General features: G+C 70.8%; 16 protein-coding genes and 3 pseudogenes. 9 read left to right on the top strand and 10 right to left on the bottom strand.

The annotated features are described in order from the left end of the window. The first annotated feature begins 2 nt into the window (after positions 1–2). Positions 3–272, top strand: a complete 270-nt coding sequence (locus tag IPK81_00835) for a DUF2007 domain-containing protein (protein ID QQS12865.1) — start codon at positions 3–5, stop codon at positions 270–272. A gap of 265 nt (positions 273–537) precedes the next feature. Here IPK81_00835 and IPK81_00830 read toward each other — a convergent pair whose 3' ends face one another. Together IPK81_00830 and IPK81_00825 are read right to left on the bottom strand one after the other, a co-directional pair. Beyond that, positions 538–756, bottom strand: coding sequence for a hypothetical protein (locus tag IPK81_00830; GenBank protein ID QQS12864.1), 219 nt, complete (start codon positions 754–756; stop codon positions 538–540). 138 nt (positions 757–894) lie between these two features. Further along, on the bottom strand, positions 895–1068 hold the full coding sequence (locus IPK81_00825; protein QQS12863.1) for a hypothetical protein: 174 nt from the start codon (positions 1066–1068) through the stop codon (positions 895–897). Between IPK81_00825 and IPK81_00820 the strand changes: the two are divergent. After that, positions 1068–1544: pseudogene (locus IPK81_00820) on the top strand (serine hydrolase). The gene IPK81_00825 and the pseudogene IPK81_00820 sit on opposite strands and share 1 nt — an antisense overlap. Before the next feature lie 10 nt (positions 1545–1554). Here the strand turns inward: IPK81_00820 and IPK81_00815 are convergent. The 3 genes and pseudogenes from IPK81_00815 to IPK81_00805 all read right to left on the bottom strand — a co-directional run bounded on the left by IPK81_00815 (position 1555) and on the right by IPK81_00805 (position 7236). Then, on the bottom strand, positions 1555–2739 hold the full coding sequence (locus IPK81_00815; protein QQS12862.1) for an N-acetyltransferase: 1185 nt from the start codon (positions 2737–2739) through the stop codon (positions 1555–1557). Beyond that, positions 2726–3025: a SemiSWEET family sugar transporter gene (locus IPK81_00810; GenBank protein ID QQS14910.1), complete on the bottom strand. Its 300-nt coding sequence runs from the start codon at positions 3023–3025 to the stop codon at positions 2726–2728. The genes IPK81_00815 and IPK81_00810 overlap by 14 nt, the downstream gene beginning before the upstream one ends. Before the next feature lie 539 nt (positions 3026–3564). Next, positions 3565–7236: pseudogene (locus tag IPK81_00805) on the bottom strand (vitamin B12-dependent ribonucleotide reductase). A 284-nt stretch (positions 7237–7520) separates the two neighbouring features. On the opposite strand from IPK81_00805, the gene IPK81_00800 reads away from it, so the two are divergent. From IPK81_00800 to IPK81_00785, 4 genes are all read left to right on the top strand, one after another. After that, positions 7521–7880: an NADH:ubiquinone oxidoreductase subunit NDUFA12 gene (locus IPK81_00800; GenBank protein ID QQS12861.1), complete on the top strand. Its 360-nt coding sequence runs from the start codon at positions 7521–7523 to the stop codon at positions 7878–7880. A gap of 82 nt (positions 7881–7962) precedes the next feature. Beyond that, positions 7963–8418 (top strand): outer membrane lipid asymmetry maintenance protein MlaD, encoded by a 456-nt coding sequence (locus IPK81_00795; protein QQS12860.1) that lies wholly within the window; start codon positions 7963–7965, stop codon positions 8416–8418. After that, positions 8418–8642 (top strand): hypothetical protein, encoded by a 225-nt coding sequence (locus IPK81_00790; GenBank protein ID QQS12859.1) that lies wholly within the window; start codon positions 8418–8420, stop codon positions 8640–8642. The genes IPK81_00795 and IPK81_00790 overlap by 1 nt, the downstream gene beginning before the upstream one ends. Beyond that, positions 8642–9202 (top strand): DUF2155 domain-containing protein, encoded by a 561-nt coding sequence (locus IPK81_00785; protein QQS12858.1) that lies wholly within the window; start codon positions 8642–8644, stop codon positions 9200–9202. Before IPK81_00790 ends, IPK81_00785 begins: the two co-directional genes overlap by 1 nt. Here IPK81_00785 and IPK81_00780 read toward each other — a convergent pair. The 5 genes and pseudogenes from IPK81_00780 to IPK81_00760 form a co-directional block, all read right to left on the bottom strand. Continuing rightward, positions 9136–9791, bottom strand: a pseudogene (locus tag IPK81_00780) (leucyl/phenylalanyl-tRNA--protein transferase). The gene IPK81_00785 and the pseudogene IPK81_00780 overlap by 67 nt on opposite strands. 35 nt (positions 9792–9826) lie before the next feature. Next, the gene (gene accC, locus IPK81_00775) at positions 9827–11170 is read right to left on the bottom strand and encodes an acetyl-CoA carboxylase biotin carboxylase subunit (protein QQS12857.1); all 1344 of its coding nucleotides are present in this window, start codon (positions 11168–11170) and stop codon (positions 9827–9829) included. 49 nt (positions 11171–11219) lie between these two features. Further along, complete coding sequence (gene accB / locus IPK81_00770; GenBank protein QQS12856.1) at positions 11220–11678, bottom strand: acetyl-CoA carboxylase biotin carboxyl carrier protein; 459 nt, start codon at positions 11676–11678, stop codon at positions 11220–11222. A 23-nt stretch (positions 11679–11701) separates the two neighbouring features. Beyond that, on the bottom strand, positions 11702–12160 hold the full coding sequence (gene aroQ, locus IPK81_00765; protein ID QQS12855.1) for a type II 3-dehydroquinate dehydratase: 459 nt from the start codon (positions 12158–12160) through the stop codon (positions 11702–11704). 49 nt (positions 12161–12209) lie between these two features. After that, positions 12210–12701 carry a winged helix-turn-helix transcriptional regulator gene (locus IPK81_00760; GenBank protein ID QQS12854.1) on the bottom strand — a complete coding sequence of 164 codons (492 nt, stop codon included), beginning with the start codon at positions 12699–12701 and terminating at the stop codon, positions 12210–12212. Between the two features lie 142 nt (positions 12702–12843). Between IPK81_00760 and hppD the strand changes: the two genes are divergently transcribed. The 3 genes from hppD to IPK81_00745 all read left to right on the top strand — a co-directional run bounded on the left by hppD (position 12844) and on the right by IPK81_00745 (position 16185). Next, positions 12844–13884 carry a 4-hydroxyphenylpyruvate dioxygenase gene (hppD, locus tag IPK81_00755; GenBank protein QQS14909.1) on the top strand — a complete coding sequence of 347 codons (1041 nt, stop codon included), beginning with the start codon at positions 12844–12846 and terminating at the stop codon, positions 13882–13884. A gap of 80 nt (positions 13885–13964) precedes the next feature. After that, entirely contained in the window at positions 13965–14609 is a 645-nt protein-coding gene (gene maiA, locus IPK81_00750) for a maleylacetoacetate isomerase (GenBank protein QQS12853.1), read from the top strand. Positions 14610–14709: 100 nt separating this feature from the next. Beyond that, positions 14710–16185 carry a hypothetical protein gene (locus IPK81_00745; GenBank protein QQS12852.1) on the top strand — a complete coding sequence of 492 codons (1476 nt, stop codon included), beginning with the start codon at positions 14710–14712 and terminating at the stop codon, positions 16183–16185. Positions 16186–16205: the final 20 nt, after the last annotated feature.

The following is a 16205-nucleotide window of genomic DNA, read 5'->3' as shown; positions in this document are numbered from 1 at the left end:
CGATGACGGTGGAACCGGGCGACGGCACCTCCCTCGTCGTGGTGGCGACGTTCCAGGATCTGGCCGAGGCCCACATGGCGCGCGGGCTGCTCGACGCCAACGGCCTGCCGTCGCTGGTGATGAACGGCGAGATGTCGTCGGCGATCCCCACGGGGGTCGTGGGCGGCGTCCAGCTCGCGGTGCCGTCGCCGCTCGTCGCGCGCGCGCAGGCGCTGCTGTCCGATCCGCCCGACGATCTCGACATGGCGGACTTCAACGAACAGGACTGGTGAGGCGCCGTCCCGCCATGGCGCGGCCGGCCGCGCTCGGCCGCCGCGCCTTCATCGGCGGTCTCGCGGCGGCGCCGGCCGCCGCCCAGCCCGCGCCGCGTCCACCGTTGCCCGAACGACGCCTCGTGCCCGAGAAGGTCGGCATGTCGTGGGGCGCGCTGCGCGACCTCGTCGCCTACTTCGAGCGCGAGGTCGAGAGCGAGTCGCTGCCGGGCGTCGTGCTCTTCGTCGCGCGCCGCGGCGAGACCGTGCTGCACGACGCCATCGGCTACCGCGACCGCGAGTCGGGCGCGCCGATGATGATCGACTCGGTGTTCCCCGTGGCCTCGATGACGGCGCCGGTCACCACCGTGGCGGCGCTGTCGCTGGTCGAGGAGGGCGCGTTGAGCCTGCCCGATCCGGTCGCGCGCCACCTGCCGGAGCTGGCGGCGATGACCGTGTCGCCGGGCCGGACGTCGCCGCCCATGCCGGCGTCGCGCGGGATCACGGTCCACGACCTGATGCGCCATACCTCGGGTCTGGCGTTCGGGCGGCATGTCTCCGCCGCCGCCGCCGAGGACCGCGCGGGGTTCCTCGCCCGGCTGGCCGCCGCCCCGCTGGCCTTCGAGCCGGGCGCGGGATGGCGCTACGGTCCGTCGACCGAGCTGCTGGGCCTGGTGGTCGAGGCGGTCACCGGACGGCCGCTCGACGACGTCGTCGCCGAGCGGGTCGCGGCGCCGCTGCGGCTGGCGCGCACGGGTTTCCGGCTGACGCCCGAGCTGGCGCGCGTCAGGGCGCTGGCGCGGGCCAACCCACGCACCGGCCGGCGTCCGGGCCCGCGCTCGCCGCGCCGAGGGCCCGGCGTGGATCGACGGCGGTGCCGGTCTGCTGTCGAGCGCCGCCGACTACGGCCGCTTCGCGCGCATGCTGCTGGCCGGCGGCGAGCTCGAGGACGCGCGCGTGCTCGGCCGCAAGACGGTCGAACTGATGACCGCCGACCATCTGCCGCCGTCCGCCAGCGTCGACGAGGGCCGGTCGGGGTGGGACGCGCTCTGGCCCAACCGCGACGTCGGCGTCGGCTTCGGGCTCGGCGTGGCGGTGCGCGTCGACGAGGGCCGCGGCGGCGCGCTGGGCGGCGCGGGCACGTTCTTCTGGGGCGGCCAGCACGGCTCGGAATTCCTGGTCGATCCGCGCGAGGAGCTGGTGGCCGTCATGATGGCGATGGCGCCGGCCGGGGAGCGGCTGCGCTACCGCCTGGCGTTCCGATCGATGGTCTACGCCGCGCTGATGGAGTGAGCCGGCCGGCTCAGGCGTCGCCATCCTCCCGCCGGAACGGCGAGTAGGCGGCCAGCGCCTCGATCGACTTCTCGACCTCCGGCCGCTCCTCGTCGAGGAAGCGCGCGACGGCGTCGCGGAAGCGGGGATCTCGGATCCAGTGCGCCGAGTAGGTCGGGGTCGGCAGGTAGCCGCGCTGGATCTTGTGCTCGCCCTGCGCGCCGGCCTCGACGCGTTCGAGCCCGTGGGCGATGGCGTAGTCGATCGCCTGGTAGTAGCAGGCTTCGAAATGCAGGAAGGCGAAGCTCTCGACGCTGCCCCAGTTGCGGCCGAACAGCGCCTTGTCGCCGCGCAGGTTGAGCGCGCCGGCGACGAGACGGCCCTCGGACTCGGCGCAGATCAGCACGACCTTGTCGGCCAGCGTCTCGCCGAGGCAGGCGAAGAACTCGCGGTTGAGGTAGGGGCTGCCCCATTTTCGGTCGGCGGTGTCCATGTAGAACGCGAAGAACGCGTCCCAGTGGTGCGGCTTGATCTCGGCGCCGGTCAGGGCATGGAGCCGCAATCCCGCGCGCGCCACGGCGGCGCGCTCCTTGCGGATCGCCTTGCGCTTGCGCGAGTTCAGCGCCGCGAGGAAGGCGTCGAAATCGGCGTAGCCGTCGTTGCGCCAGTGGTACTGCCGCCCCATCCGGCGCAGGAAGCCGTGGCGCTCGGACAGCCGGGTCCACTCCTTCTCCGGGCAGTAGGTGACGTGCAGCGAGGAGATTCCGTTGCCGTCGGCGATTCCGACCATCGACGAGGCCAGCGCGTCGAACGTCGCCTCGGCGAACGGACCGGGCCGCACAAGCAGACGCGGGCCGGGCACCGGCGTGAACGGCGCGCAGACCTGGAGCTTGGGGTAGTAGCGGCCGCCGGCGCGCTCGAAGGCCTGGGCCCAGCCGTGGTCGAAGACGTACTCGCCCTGGGAATGGGATTTGACGAACATCGGCGCGACACCGAGCGTGGCGCCGGCCTCGTCGGTGGCGACCAGGTACTGCGGCGTCCAGCCGGTGCGCCGCCCGAGGCAGCGGCTGTCCTCGAGCGCCTTCAGGAAGGCGTGCGACAGGAACGGGTTGCCCTCGGAGTCCGGCGCCAGCGCGCAGGAATCCCACGCCTCGGCGGACACGCGTCCGACGCCGTCGACGATCTCGATCTCGATGCGCTTCTCACCGCCGTCCATCGTCTCGCTCGGTCGCGGGGGCGCGCCGTCCGCGGCGCCACGCCCCGATCTTGAGCCAAACCAGAACCGACGTCAGCACCAACGTGATGGAATTGAAGATCAGCAGCGGCGCGTCGCGCAGCACGACGCCGTAGGCCAGCCACATGACGACGCCGAGGGTGAAGGTCAGCAGCATCCCGATCGACAGGTCGTCGACCGAGCGGGTGCGCAACGCCTTCACGACCTGGGGAACGAACGAGATCGTGGTCAGGGTGCCGGCGATGAAGCCGACGATCTCGAGGTTCATCGCGGGCCGGGCGTCGATGGCGCGCAAAAACGGCGCCAGGCCATGAAGGCCGGCGTTCCGGTCTCGACGCGGTGGAGGAAAGATGATGACGGACCGGGCACGGTACTCTTCTTGTCTCGTCGCGGCAGTCGAGGGGTCGTTCGACTGGTTGCCGCCGGCCGGCGCGTCGGGATGGGGAAGGGGGCGTCGGGGCCCCGCGTCACGCCGGCCTGAGAGATACTCGCGCTCTATTCCACTCGACGCGCCGCGCGCCGATCCGTCGTGGAGAAGTCGCTTCCGGCCGGCGCGAGCGCCGGGCCGGAAGCCGGATTGGCATTCGTTAGAGGGGCCAATCTCGAAGAAGGTCGGAGACCTACTTCTTCTTCTTGGCGGCCTTCTTCTTCGCGGGGGCCTTCTTCGCGGCTTTCTTCTTGGCAGCCATTGTCGTCTCCTATGGTTATCCATGGAATCCGGACCGACGGATCCCGTTCAACGCGCGTGACGCTACGCCACTACTCCACTAACTCGAGAACCACCGCGCGGTGACCACGCGATCGCGTTCAACTGCAGCCGCTCGTGCCGCCGCAGGTCGTGCATTTGAGGCACGTCCCGTTGCGCACGAGGGTGAAGTTGCCGCATTCGGTACACGCGTCCCCTTCAAAGCCTTTCAGCCGGGCCTCCAGGACCCGGTCCAGCTTTCCGGAGACGGCGTGGGCCGCCGCGGCGCCGAGGACGGCCGTGCCCATGCCGGAAGCGGCATGGGCGACGGTCCGGCCGTCCATCAGTTCGGTGGGCGGCGCGGCCACGATGGCCGCCAGCGGCATCGCCGCCTCGGCCGTCGCTCCGCCGGTCCGCCCGGAAAGAACGTAGAGATTGCTGCGCACGAAGCCGACGCTGGCGAGCCGGTTGAGCGACTCCGCCGAGGGGCCGGCCTCGCCGGTGAAGGCGGTCTGCGCCTCGCCGCGGCCGACGCCGTCGGGCCTCAGATCCGCGGGCTCGACATGCGCGAGGTCGTCGCGTCCGAGATACGACACCGCCAGCTCGCGGAAGATGTAGTCGAGCACCGACGTCGACATCTTGATGGCGTCGTTGCCTTCTTGAACGTGTAGGCCTCGACGAACTCCTCGAGCGGCACGCCGTACTGCAGGCCGATCGACACGGCGATCGCGAAGTTGTTCATCAGGCTGCGGAAGGCGGCGCCTTCCTTGTGCATGTCGACGAAGATCTCGCCGATGCGGCCGTCGGCGTACTCGCCGGTGCGGAGATAGACCTTGTGGCCGCCGACCACCGCCTTCTGGGTGTAGCCCTTGCGCCGCTGCGGCATGCTCTGCCGGCGGCCGGAGACCTCGCGCTCGATCACGCGCTCGACGATGCGCTCGGCGACGATGGTGGCGCGCTCGGCGGCCGGCCGCGCCGCCAGCGGCTCGGCGTCGGCCTCCTCGGCGTCGTCCGGCAGCAGCATGGCGGCCAGCGGCTGCGACAGCTTCGAGCCGTCGCGGTACAGCGCGTTGGCCTTCAGGCCGAGCTTCCACGACAGCTCGTAGGCGCGCGTGCACGCCTCGACCGTGGCCGCGTTCGGCATGTTGATGGTCTTGGAGATGGCGCCGGTGATGAAGGGCTGCGCCGCGGCCATCATGCGGATGTGGGACTCGGCGGACAGGAACCGTCTGCCGTTTCGGCCGCACGGATTGGCGCAGTCGAACACCGGCAGATGCTCGTCGCGCAGGCCGGGCGCGCCCTCGAGCGTCATCGCGCCGCAGGCGTGGACGTTGGCGGCGTCGATCTGCGCCTTGGTGAAGCCGAGATGGGCGAGCACGTCGAACTTCGGATCGGCCAGCCTCGCCTCGTCGATCCCCAGCGTGTCGCGGCAGAACGCCTCGCCCAAGGTCCAGCGGTTGAACACGAAGCGGATGTCGAAGGCCGCCGCCATGTCCTTCTCGACCTTGGCCAGGGTCGCGTCGTCGAAGCCCTTGGCCTTGAGCGAGTCGGGGTGGATGTGCGGCGCGTCGCGCAGCGTGCCGTGGCCGACCGCGTAGGCGACGATGGCGCGCGACGCGGCCGCGTCGTAGCCGAGCCTGGCCAGCGCCGCCGGCACGGACTGGTTGACGATCTTGAAGTAGCCGCCGCCGGAGAGCTTCTTGAACTTCACCAGCGCGAAATCGGGCTCGATCCCGGTGGTGTCGCAGTCCATCACCAGCCCGATCGTGCCGGTGGGCGCGATGACGGAGACCTGGGCGTTGCGGAAGCCGTGGCGTTCGCCGAGCGCCAGCGCGCGGTCCCACGCACGCTCGGCGGCCGCGACCAGGGCCGGCTGCGGGCATTGCGCGCCGACCAGCGGCACCGGCGGCGTCTCGAGCAACTCGTAGCCCGACGCCGCGCCGCGCCGCGCGGCGGTGGTTGCGGACGACGCGCAGCATCGGCTCGCGGTTGGCGGCGAAGCCGGGGAAGGGTCCGAGCTCGCCGGCCATCTCGGCCGAGGTCGCGTAGGCGACGCCTGTCATGACGGCGGTGATGGCGGCGCACAGCGCGCGTCCCTCGTCGCTGTCGTAGGCGATGCCCTCCGACATCAGCAGCGCGCCGAGATTGGCGTAGCCGAGGCCGAGCGTGCGGTATTCGTGGCTGAGCTGGGCGATGCGCGGCGAGGGGTACTGCGCCATCAGCACGGAGATCTCGAGGACCACCGTCCACAGGGCGCAGGCGTGCTCGAACGACCCGACGTCGAAGGCGCCGTCGGGCCGGCGGAAGCGCATCAGGTTCAGCGACGCGAGGTTGCAGGCCGTGTCGTCGAGGAACATGTACTCCGAGCACGGGTTCGACGCCTCGATGCGTCCCGAGTTCGGGCAGGTGTGCCAGTCGTTGATCGTGGTGTCGAACTGGATGCCGGGATCGGCCGACGACCACGCGGCGTGGCCGATGCGGTCCCACAGGTCGCGCGCCTTGATCGTCTTCGCCACCGCGCCGGTCGTGCGCCAGGTCAGATCCCAGTCGCGGTCCTCGGCGACGGCGCGCAGGAAATCGTCGGTGACGCGCACCGTGTTGTTGGCGTTCTGGCCCGAGACGGTGGCGTAGGCCTCCGACTCCCAGTCGGTGTCGTACACCGGGAACTCGATGTGGCGGTAGCCCTGGCGCGCGAACGCGATCACCCGCTGCACGTAGTTCTCGGGGATCATCGAGCGGCGCGCGGCGACGATCTCGCGGCGCAGCGCCGCGTTCCTCGCCGGGTCGTAGGCGTCGTCGCCGTCCGCCGCGGCGGCGACGCAGGCGCGCATGATCGCGTTGAGGTGGCGGTTGGCGAGCTTGGAGCCGGCGACGAGCGCGGCGACTTTCTGCTCCTCGCGCACCTTCCAGTCGATGAAAGCCTCGATGTCGGGATGGTCGGCGTCGACAACCACCATCTTGGCTGCCCGTCGGGTCGTGCCGCCCGACTTGATGGCGCCGGCGGCGCGGTCGCCGATCTTGAGGAAGCTCATCAGGCCGGACGAGCGACCGCCGCCGGACAGCTTCTCGCCTTCGCCGCGGATGCGCGAGAAATTGGTGCCGGTGCCGGAGCCGAACTTGAACAGCCGCGTCTCGCGGACCCAGAGGTCCATGATGCCGCCGTCGCCGACGAGATCGTCGGACACGCTCTGGATGAAGCAGGCGTGCGGCTGCGGGCGGGCGTAGGACGACTCGCTGCGCTTCAGCTCGCCGGTGCGGAAATCGACGAAGTGATGGCCCTGGCCCGGACCATCGATGCCGTAGGCCCAGTGCAGGCCGGTGTTGAACCACTGCGGCGAGTTCGGCGCGCACATCTGCGCGGCCAGCATGTGGCGGTGCTCGTCGTAGAAGGCGCGGGCGTCGGCCTCGGCGTCGAAGTAGCCGCCCTTCCAGCCCCAGTAGGTCCACGTGCCGGCGAGGCGGTCGAACACCTGGCGCGCGTCGGTCTCGCCGCCGAAGCGCCTGTCGGCGTCGATGCGCGCGAGCGCGTCGTCGTCGGGCACGTGGCGCCACAGCCACGACGGCACGTCGTCCTCGCGCACCGCCTTGCGCGCGGCGGGCACGCCGGCGCGGCGGAAATATTTTTGCGCCAGCACATCGGTCGCGACCTGCGACCAGTCGGCGGGCACTTCGATGTCGGCCTGGCGGAAGACGATCGAGCCGTCGGGATTGCGGATCTCCGACACGGCCGCGCGGAACGGCAGTCGCGCGTACGGCGATTCGCCTTCCCGGGTGTAGTGACGCGCGATCCGCATGATGATTTAAATCGACCCCTGTGTGCCCGCTCCATCTCGCCGTTTCCCCACCGCGAGAGGCACATGTAGACACATGTTGATAATAAATGACAAAATCTTGCGAAGGCAACAATATTTTGTACGTCGGCCTGTGTACGACACAACATGATGCAATTCGGCAACAGTCTCGCGACCTTCGACGCATATCGTGGTGATGCGCCGCGTCGATCATGCGCGCTCCGTTTGCGCGTTGCGTTCATCTGTAGGCGACGCTACAAGCGCGACACCATAGGCAGGGCAATGCAATGACCATCGGCACGCGATTGTTCACGTGGCTGCGCGGCACGCAGGTCGGCGACGACCGGCAGGGCAACCGCTACTACCGCGAACGACGGACGCCGGCGGGAAGGCGTCAGAAGCGCTGGGTGATCTACAACGGCGTCGCGGAAGCGACGCGCGTGCCGCCAGAATGGCACGGCTGGCTGCACCACACCGTCGACACGCCGCCGCCGCGCGGTGGACTCGAGACGCAGAAGCCGTGGCAGATCGAGCACCAGGCCAACCGGTCGGGCACCGCCGAGGCGTACCGGCCGGCGGGATCGACGCTGGCCGGCGGCGGGCGCGCCGCTGCCGGCGCGGACTACGAGGCGTGGAAGCCGGACTGAGCCGGCGCGCGGCGTCGGCGCCGCCGCGGATCGAGCGTACAATCACCGGCGCCGCGTCAGCCGGCTGCGAAGGGAGCGCGTCGTGGGCCGCAACATCGTCGAGACGATCATCGGGGCGCTGGTGCTGTGCGTGGCGGTCGGCTTCGGCGTCTACGCCTTCACCGCCAACGAGGGCGCCAAGGTCGCCGGCTACGAGATCTCCGCCAAGTTCGCGCGCGTCGACGGGCTGAAGCGCGGCGCCGACGTGCAGATGGCCGGCATCAAGATCGGCACCGTCACCGGCATGGACCTCGACACGAAGACCTACGACGCGATCGTGCGCATGTCGATCCGCAGCGACATCAAGCTGACCTCCGACACGGTCGCGATGATCGTCAGCGAATCGCTGCTCGGCGGCCACAACATCCGCCTCGAGATCGGCGGCAGCAGCCAGTTCCTCGCCGCGGGCAGCATGATCCTGAAGACCCAGCCGGCGGTCTCGCTGACCGATCTGCTCGGCGCCGCCGTCGGCGGCATGACCGGCCCGGAGAAGAAATAGTGGCCGCCGGCCCCTCATCGGCGCCGGTGTGGGTGCAGCCGGACGGCAAGCCGGTGTCGTGCGCCGAGAAGATCAAGGTGCTGAACCAGAATCTCGAGGAGATCCGCCAGCTCGCCGCCGACGCCTACGACGACGCGGTCATCATGGGCTGCGACCCCGACCAAATTCGCGCCACATTGCGCGCCATGATCGAGGCCTTGGATTCGCCGCGCGGCGGTAGGTGATGTCGATGCTCCGGAGCGCCTTCGTCGGCGCGGTTCTCTCGGGCGCGCTGGTCGCGCCCGTTTTCGTCGCGGCCCAGACGCGCGAGGCGCCGGCCGGCGCCACGACGCCGCCGGAACCGCCGCCGCCGCCGCCGCGTCCCCCTGTCAGCGGCACCGGCGCGGCGACTCTGCAGCTGCCGCCGCTCGAGGCGTTCAAACCGCTGCAGGTGTCGCCCGCCGCCCCGGCCGGAGCGCGGCGCGCCGCGCTGATGCAGGGCCTCGACAAGGTGACCACGCGCACCCGGCGCTTCCCCGTGGCGATCGGCGCGACGGTCGTGTTCGGCACGCTGCGGATCACGGCGTCGGAGTGCATGGTCAACGTCCCGGAGGCGGCGCCCGAGGCGGCGGCCTTCGTCACCATCGTCGACACGCGGCCGGGACAGCCGGAGCAGCGCCTGTTCTCCGGCTGGATGTTCGCCTCGGCGCCGGCGCTGTCGGCGCTCGACAACTCCGTCTACGACGTCTGGGTGGTGGCCTGCGCCACCGACGCGCAGGCGCCGGCGCCGTCCAGCACCCGCTGAAACCGCGCCGGGGCCGCGACCGCCGCCTCGAGCATGCGGCGGTACTCGGCGCGCGGCACCTCGACGGTGCCGAACTGGCGCAGATGGTCGGTCATGAACTGGCAGTCGAGCAGCGCGTAGCCGCCCAGGACCAGGCGGCCGACGAGATGCACGAGCGCCACCTTGCTGGCGTCGCGGGCGCGGCTGAACATGCTCTCGCCGAAGAACGCGCCGTTGATCGACACGCCGTAGAGGCCGCCGACCAGCTCGCCGTCGAGGCGGCATTCGACGCTGTGCGCGAAGCCGCGGCGGAACAGCTCGGTGTAGAGGTCGAGGATGGGACCGTTGATCCAGCTCTCGCGGTGGCCGGGCCGGGGCGCCGCGCAGGCCTCCATGACGCCCCGGAAATCGACGTCGCAATCGACCGCGTAGGTCTCCGCCCGCACCGTCCGCGCCAGCCGCCGGGGACGTGGAAGCCGTCGAGCGGCATGATCGCGCGCTTGTCGGGATCGACCCAGTACAGCGTGGGATCGTCGCGCGTCTCGCCCATCGGGAAGATGCCGGCGCAGTAGGCGCGCAGCAGCATGTCGGGCGTGAGGGCGGGGCTCATCGGGCGCTGCGCCGCCGCGGCCGCCGGACCGGCGGCTACTTCTTCAGGCCGACGAGCCGCTCCAGCCAGTGGATGTCGTACTCGCCGTCGATGAACTGCTGCTGCGCGATGATGCGCTGGTGCAGCGGGATGGTGGTGTCGATGCCGCCGACGACGTACTCCTCGAGCGCGCGGCGCAGGCGCATCAGGCACTCGTTGCGGTTGGCGCCGGAGACGATCAGCTTGGCCACCAGGCTGTCGTAGTAGGGCGGCATGGAGTAGCCGCTGTAGAGCGCCGAATCGACGCGCACGCCCAGCCCGCCGGGCGTGTGGTAGTCGGTCACGCGGCCGGGGCAGGGCACGAAGGTCTCGGGGTGCTCGGCGTTGATCCGGCACTCGATGGCGTGGCCCGAGAACTTCACGTCGGCCTGCGTCATGTCGAGCGGCGCGCCGGCGGCGATGCGGATCTGCTCGCGCACCAGGTCGATGCCGGTGATCGCCTCGGTGATCGGATGCTCGACCTGCAGGCGGGTGTTCATCTCGATGAAGTAGAACTCGCCGTCCTGGAACAGGAACTCCAGCGTGCCGACGCCGCGGTAGCCCATCTCGCGGATCGCCGCCGCCGCCTGGTTGCCGATCCGCTCCCGCATCTCGCGGTTCAGGGCCGGCGACGGCGTCTCCTCGAGCGCCTTCTGGTGTCGGCGCTGCAGCGAGCAGTCGCGCTCGCCGAGGTGCACGACGTTGCCGTGGGTGTCGGCCAGGATCTGGATCTCGATGTGGCGCGGCCGGCCGAGGTACTTCTCGACGTAGACCGAGCCGTTGCCGAACGCCGCCGCCGATTCCTGGCGGGCCAGGGTGAACGCCTCCTCGGCCTGGTCGTCGCTCTCGATCACCTTCATGCCGCGGCCGCCGCCGCCGGCGACCGCCTTGACGAGGACGGGATAGCCGATGCGCGCGCCGATCGCCCTGACCTCCTCGACCGTCTCGACCGGTCCGGTCGAACCGGGCACCAGCGGCAGGCCCAGCCGCGCCGCCGTCTGCTTGGCGACGATCTTGTCGCCCATCATCCGGATGTGGTCGGGCGTCGGGCCGATGAAGGTGAAGCCGTGCTCCTCGACCAGCTCGGCGAAGCGCGCGTTCTCCGACAGGAAGCCGTAGCCGGGATGGATGGCGTCGACGCCGGCGATGGTGGCGGCCGAGAGGATCGCGGGGATGTTGAGGTAGCTGTCGCGCGCCGGCGGCGGGCCGATGCACACCGATTCGTCGGCGAGGCGCACGTGCATCGCCTCGGAGTCCGCGGTCGAATGGACGGCGACCGTCTGGATGCCCATCTCGCGGCAGGCGCGGTGGATGCGCAGCGCGATCTCGCCGCGGTTCGCGATCAGGACCTTGTCGAACATCTGGCGGTCACCGTGTCGGGGCGGCTGCGGGCGCGGGCGGGATCGCCCCTCATTCCACGATCATCAGCGGCTGGCCGAACTCGACCGGCTGGGCGTTGGAGATGATGATCTTCGACACCGTGCCGGCCTTGGGCGCCTTGATCGGGTTGAACGTCTTCATCGCCTCGATGATCAGCAGGGTCTGGCCGGCCGCGACCTTGTCCCCCACCGCCACGAACACCGGCTTGCCCGGCTCGGGCGAGAGATAGGCGGTGCCGACCATCGGCGACTTCACGGCGCCGGGGTTGCCGGCGTCGTCCGCCGCTGGCGCCGCCGTGGCGCTCGCGGCCGCCGCCATCGCCGGCGCGGCCATCTGCATCGGCATCGGCGTGGCCATCATCGCCGGCGCCGGCTTGGCGAGACGGATGCGCCGGTCGTCGGCCTCGTACTCGAGCTCGCCGAGGTCGCTCTCCTTGAGCAGGGCCGCGAGCTTGCGGATGAGGTCGATGTCTTGCTCGTGCTTGGACATGGTGTTCCCCGAAGGTGGCGCCGTCAGGCCCGGGCGGTGGACAGGATGCGGGCCAGCGCCTGGAGCGCCAGCACGTAGCCCTGCGTGCCGAGGCCGGCGATCATTCCGACCGCGGCCTGGCTGACGTAGGAGTGGTGCCGGAACGCCTCGCGGCGGTGGATGTTCGAGATGTGCACCTCGATCACCGGCAGCTCGGCGACCGAGAGCGCGTCGAGGATCGCCACCGAGGTGTGGGTGTAGGCGCCGGCGTTGATGACGATGGCCGCGTTGCCGTCGCGCGCCTGCTGGATCCGGTCGACGATCGCGCCTTCGTGGTTGCTTTGGAAGAACTCGACGCCGAGACCGAGCCGCGCCGCCTCCGCACGGCACATCGCCTCGACGTCGGCCAGCGTCTCGCGCCCGTAGATGTCGGGCTGACGCTTGCCGAGCATATTGAGGTTGGGTCCGTTGACGACGAGGACGGGCTTTGATTTTTCCGTCATTTCAACCGCTTATCGAGGGGCGCGCCGACTGGGTGGCGGCTTCCCGGCGTTATACCACGGGCGCGCCGGGCGACAAGATCGCGGCCCGCAGCGTCCGGGCACGCGCCGACAGCGCCGCCATCAGCCGGTCCAGCGTCCGCCGGTCGGCGGGCGACAGCGCCGCCAGCAGCCGGCGTTCGTAGTCCAAGGCCAGCGGCACGATGCGGTCGTGCAGCCGCCGGCCCTTGGCGGAAAGGCGCAGCGCCGAGCGCCGCCGGTCATCGCCGTCGACGGCGCTCTCCAGGTGCCCGGCGCCGCGCAGCGTCGCGACCGCCCGGCTGACGGAGACCTTGTCCAGCAGCGTGCGGCCGCACACCTCGCCGGCCGACAGTGGCGCGAAGCGCCCGAGCACCGCCATGACCCGCCATTGCGGGATCGTCAGGCCGGAGGGCTCGAAATAGAGGTCGTGGATCGAGGCGCTGACGAGCTGACTGAGCAGCGACAGCCGGTAGGGCAGGAAATCCTCCAGCGCCAGGGAGGCGGGGGCGGGGTTCGCGGGCATGCGCGCGGCGCTCCGGTCGGGTTCCACTTGAAACCGGATAGCACGGGAGATAGTTTCAAGTGAAACCAATTCCGGGCACCGCCCGGAGCGCGACCGGAGAGCCGCCATGCCGACGCCCGCCGCCACCCAGCCGGTCAACCCGATGGGCACCGACGGTTTCGAGTTCGTCGAGTACACCGCGCCCGATCCCGCCGCGCTGGGACGTCTGTTCGAGACGATGGGGTTCACCGCGGTCGCCCGGCACCGTTCGAAGAACGTGACGCTTTACCGCCAGGGCGACGTCAACTTCATCGTCAACGGCGAGCCGGAGAGCTTCGCGCAGGGCTTCGCGCGGGTGCACGGGCCGAGCATCTGCGCCATCGCCTTCCGCGTCGCCAACGCCGCCACCGCCTACAAGCGGGCGTTGTCGCTGGGCGCCTGGGGCGTCGAGGGCAAGGTCGGCCCGATGGAGCTGAACATCCCCGCGATCAAGGGCATCGGCGACAGCCTGATCTACCTGGTCGACCGCTACGGCGCGCGCGGCACGATCTACGACGTCGATTTCGACTTCGCCGCGGGAGTCGACCGAAATCCGCCGGGCGCCGGGCTGACCTACATCGACCACCTGACCCACAACGTCCACCGCGGCCGCATGGCGGAGTGGGCGTCGTTCTACGAGCGCCTGTTCGGGTTCCGGGAGATCAAGTACTTCGACATCGAGGGCAAGCTGACCGGCTTGAAATCCAAGGCCATGACCAGTCCGTGCGGCAAGATCCGGATTCCGATCAACGAGAGCTCCGACGACAAGTCGCAGATCCAGGAATACCTCTCGGCCTACCACGGCGAGGGCATCCAGCACGTGGCCCTGGGATCGGACGACATCTACGCCACCGTCGAAGGTTTGCGGCGCGCCGGCGTCGTCTTCCAGGACACCGTCGAGACATACTACGAGGGTATCGACGCGCGACTGCCCGGCCACGGAGAGGACCTCGACCGGCTGCGCCGCAACCGCATCCTGATGGACGGCGCGCCGACCGAAGGGGGCGGCCGCCTGCTGCAGATCTTCACCGAGACGGTGATCGGGCCGATCTTCTTCGAGATCATCCAGCGCAAGGGCGACGAGGGCTTCGGCGAGGGCAATTTCCGCGCGCTGTTCGAATCCATCGAGCTCGACCAGATCCGGCGGGGCGTGCTCAAGGCGTGATGGCGGCGGGGTTGGCGTTGCGTTAACTTGCGCGCCGCCGCGGCCCCGCCGGGACGCCGGCGCGTCGGGAGGGACGCCGCGTGAAGCTGCATGGCTATTTCCGCTCGTCGGCGGCGTTCCGCGTGCGGATCGCCCTCAACCTCAAGGGGCTCGCGCCCGACCAGGCCTTCATCCACCTGCGCCGCCAGGAGCAGACCTCGCCGGCCTTCGCGCGGCTCAATCCGCAGCGGCTGGTGCCGGCGCTGGAGCTCGACGATGGCACCGTGCTGGCGCAATCGCTGGCGATCATCGAGTACCTCGAGGAGACGCATCCGGCGCCGCCGCTGCTGCCGGCCGATCCGGCGGGGCGGGCGCGGGCGCGGTCGCTGGCGATGATCCCGGCGTGCGAGATCCACCCGATCCAGAACCTGCGCGTGCTCAACCACCTCGGCACCGCGTTCGCCGCCGACGCGGCCGCCAAGGAGGCCTGGGCACGGCACTGGATCGACGTCGGTTTCACCGCGTACGAGGAGTCGGTGGCCGGCCATCCCGCCACCGGGCGGTTCTCGCACGGCGACGCCCCCGGCCTCGCCGATCTCAGCCTGGTGCCGCAGGTGTTCAACGCCCGCCGGTTCGGCAACGACATGGCGCGCTATCCGACGGTGTCGAGGATCTTCGACGCCTGCATGGCGCTGCCGGCGTTCGATCTTGCGAGGCCGGAGAAGCAACCGGACGCCGAGGCTTGACGTGGGTCGACGGACGGGCGGGCAAAGAGCTTGAACGGGGGGACCGGTGAGAAAGGCATTGTTGATCGCGGGCTGTGTGGCTGTCGGGACGGTCGCAGCGGTGGCCGGCGGATACGTGTTTGTCGAGCGCTGGATGGAGGACGAGGTGCGCGCGCAGCTCGACGCGCGGGTCAGGACGCCGCCGGCGCCGTATGCCGGCTTCGCATATGACGGGATCAGCTTCAGCCTATGGAGCCGGCGCACGACGCTGGAGGGCGTGCGCCTGCGCGGCGAAGGCTCGGTACCCGGCGTCACCATCCGACGGATCGTGGCGAAGGCGTTCGACCCGGCGGCGCTCGAGCGGGTCGCGCGCGCCGACCGCTACGTCGGTGGCTCCGGCGACGGCGTCATGCGACCGCTGGCGACCAGCGTCGATATCGAGGAGTTGATCGTCGGCGCCGACGGCGGCGCGCGCCTGCGGGTCGACCGCGCGGCCATGGATCTGGTGGCGATCCGGCAGTTCGACTCGGTCGCCGATCTCGAGCGGGTCGTGGCCGGAAAGGCCGCCGACGTCGCGGCGCTGGTGCCCGCGATCCTGCGGGTGGCGCGCCTCGACGCCGCCGATCTCACGCTGGGCCCGCCGGGCAAGAGCGACTCCGGCGCCGCCATCGAGCGGCTGTCGGTCGACCGCTACGAGGGCGGCCGCGTGCAGCGGCTGGGCGCGCGCGCGTTGCGTCTGGAGGATGGCGGCAAGATCGCCACGCTGGCGGAGCTGACGGTGGAGGGGTGCAGCCCGCTGGCCTTCCTCGCCGCCGCCATCGCGACGGGCGATCCCGCCGCCGTGGCCGCCGCCGGCGAGGTGTCGGCCGTGCGTCTGCGCGAACTCGGCGGCGCGCTTGTCGAGCAGCATGGCGTGCGGGTGGGCAGCGTCGAACTATCGAGCTCGGGCTCGTTCCGCGCCGGGCAACGCGCCTCGCAGCGCCTGCTGGTCGGCGGGCTCGACCTGTCGCGCGGCGCGCGCCCCAACTCGCCGCTGGCCGTGGCGCTCGGGCGCCTCGGCTACGAGCGCGCCGTGGTGCGCGTGGAGTGCGAGACGGCGGTCGATCCGAAGGACGGACGGGCCGAGATCGGCCGCTGCGAGCTGGGCGCGCAGGGCGTCGGCCGGTTGACGTTCTCGGTGCTGCTGACCGGCATCGACCTCGCCAATCCGGAGGCGGCGGGAAGCGCGGATCCAGGGGCGGAGATCATGCGGCGCTTCGGCGGCGCGACGCTGCACCGGGCGCAGATCTCGTGGCGCGACGACGGCATCACCGACAGGATCATCGCCGCCGAGGCGCGCGCGGCGGGGCTGCAGACCGAGGATATGCGCCAGCGCCTGCGCCAGAACGTGGCCGCCCAGCTCCTGCCGCTGGGCGCCACGCCGCGGGTCGTCGAGTTCGGGCGGTCGATCGATACCTACCTCGGCGCGCCGGCGACGATCGCGGTGGCGCTTGAACCCGGCCGGCCGGCGCCCTTCTCCGAGGCGCTGTCGATGATCGCCGACCCCGGGCGCATGCTCGAGCGCCTGGGGCTCAGGTCCTCGACGACGCCGAATTGACGGGGCTGATGGCGCGGGGG

The organism is Rhodospirillales bacterium (assembly GCA_016699855.1).
Classification (GTDB): Bacteria; Pseudomonadota; Alphaproteobacteria; order Reyranellales; family Reyranellaceae.
Note: the sequence above shows the minus strand (reverse complement) of the source record. Positions and strands in the feature narration are given on the sequence as shown.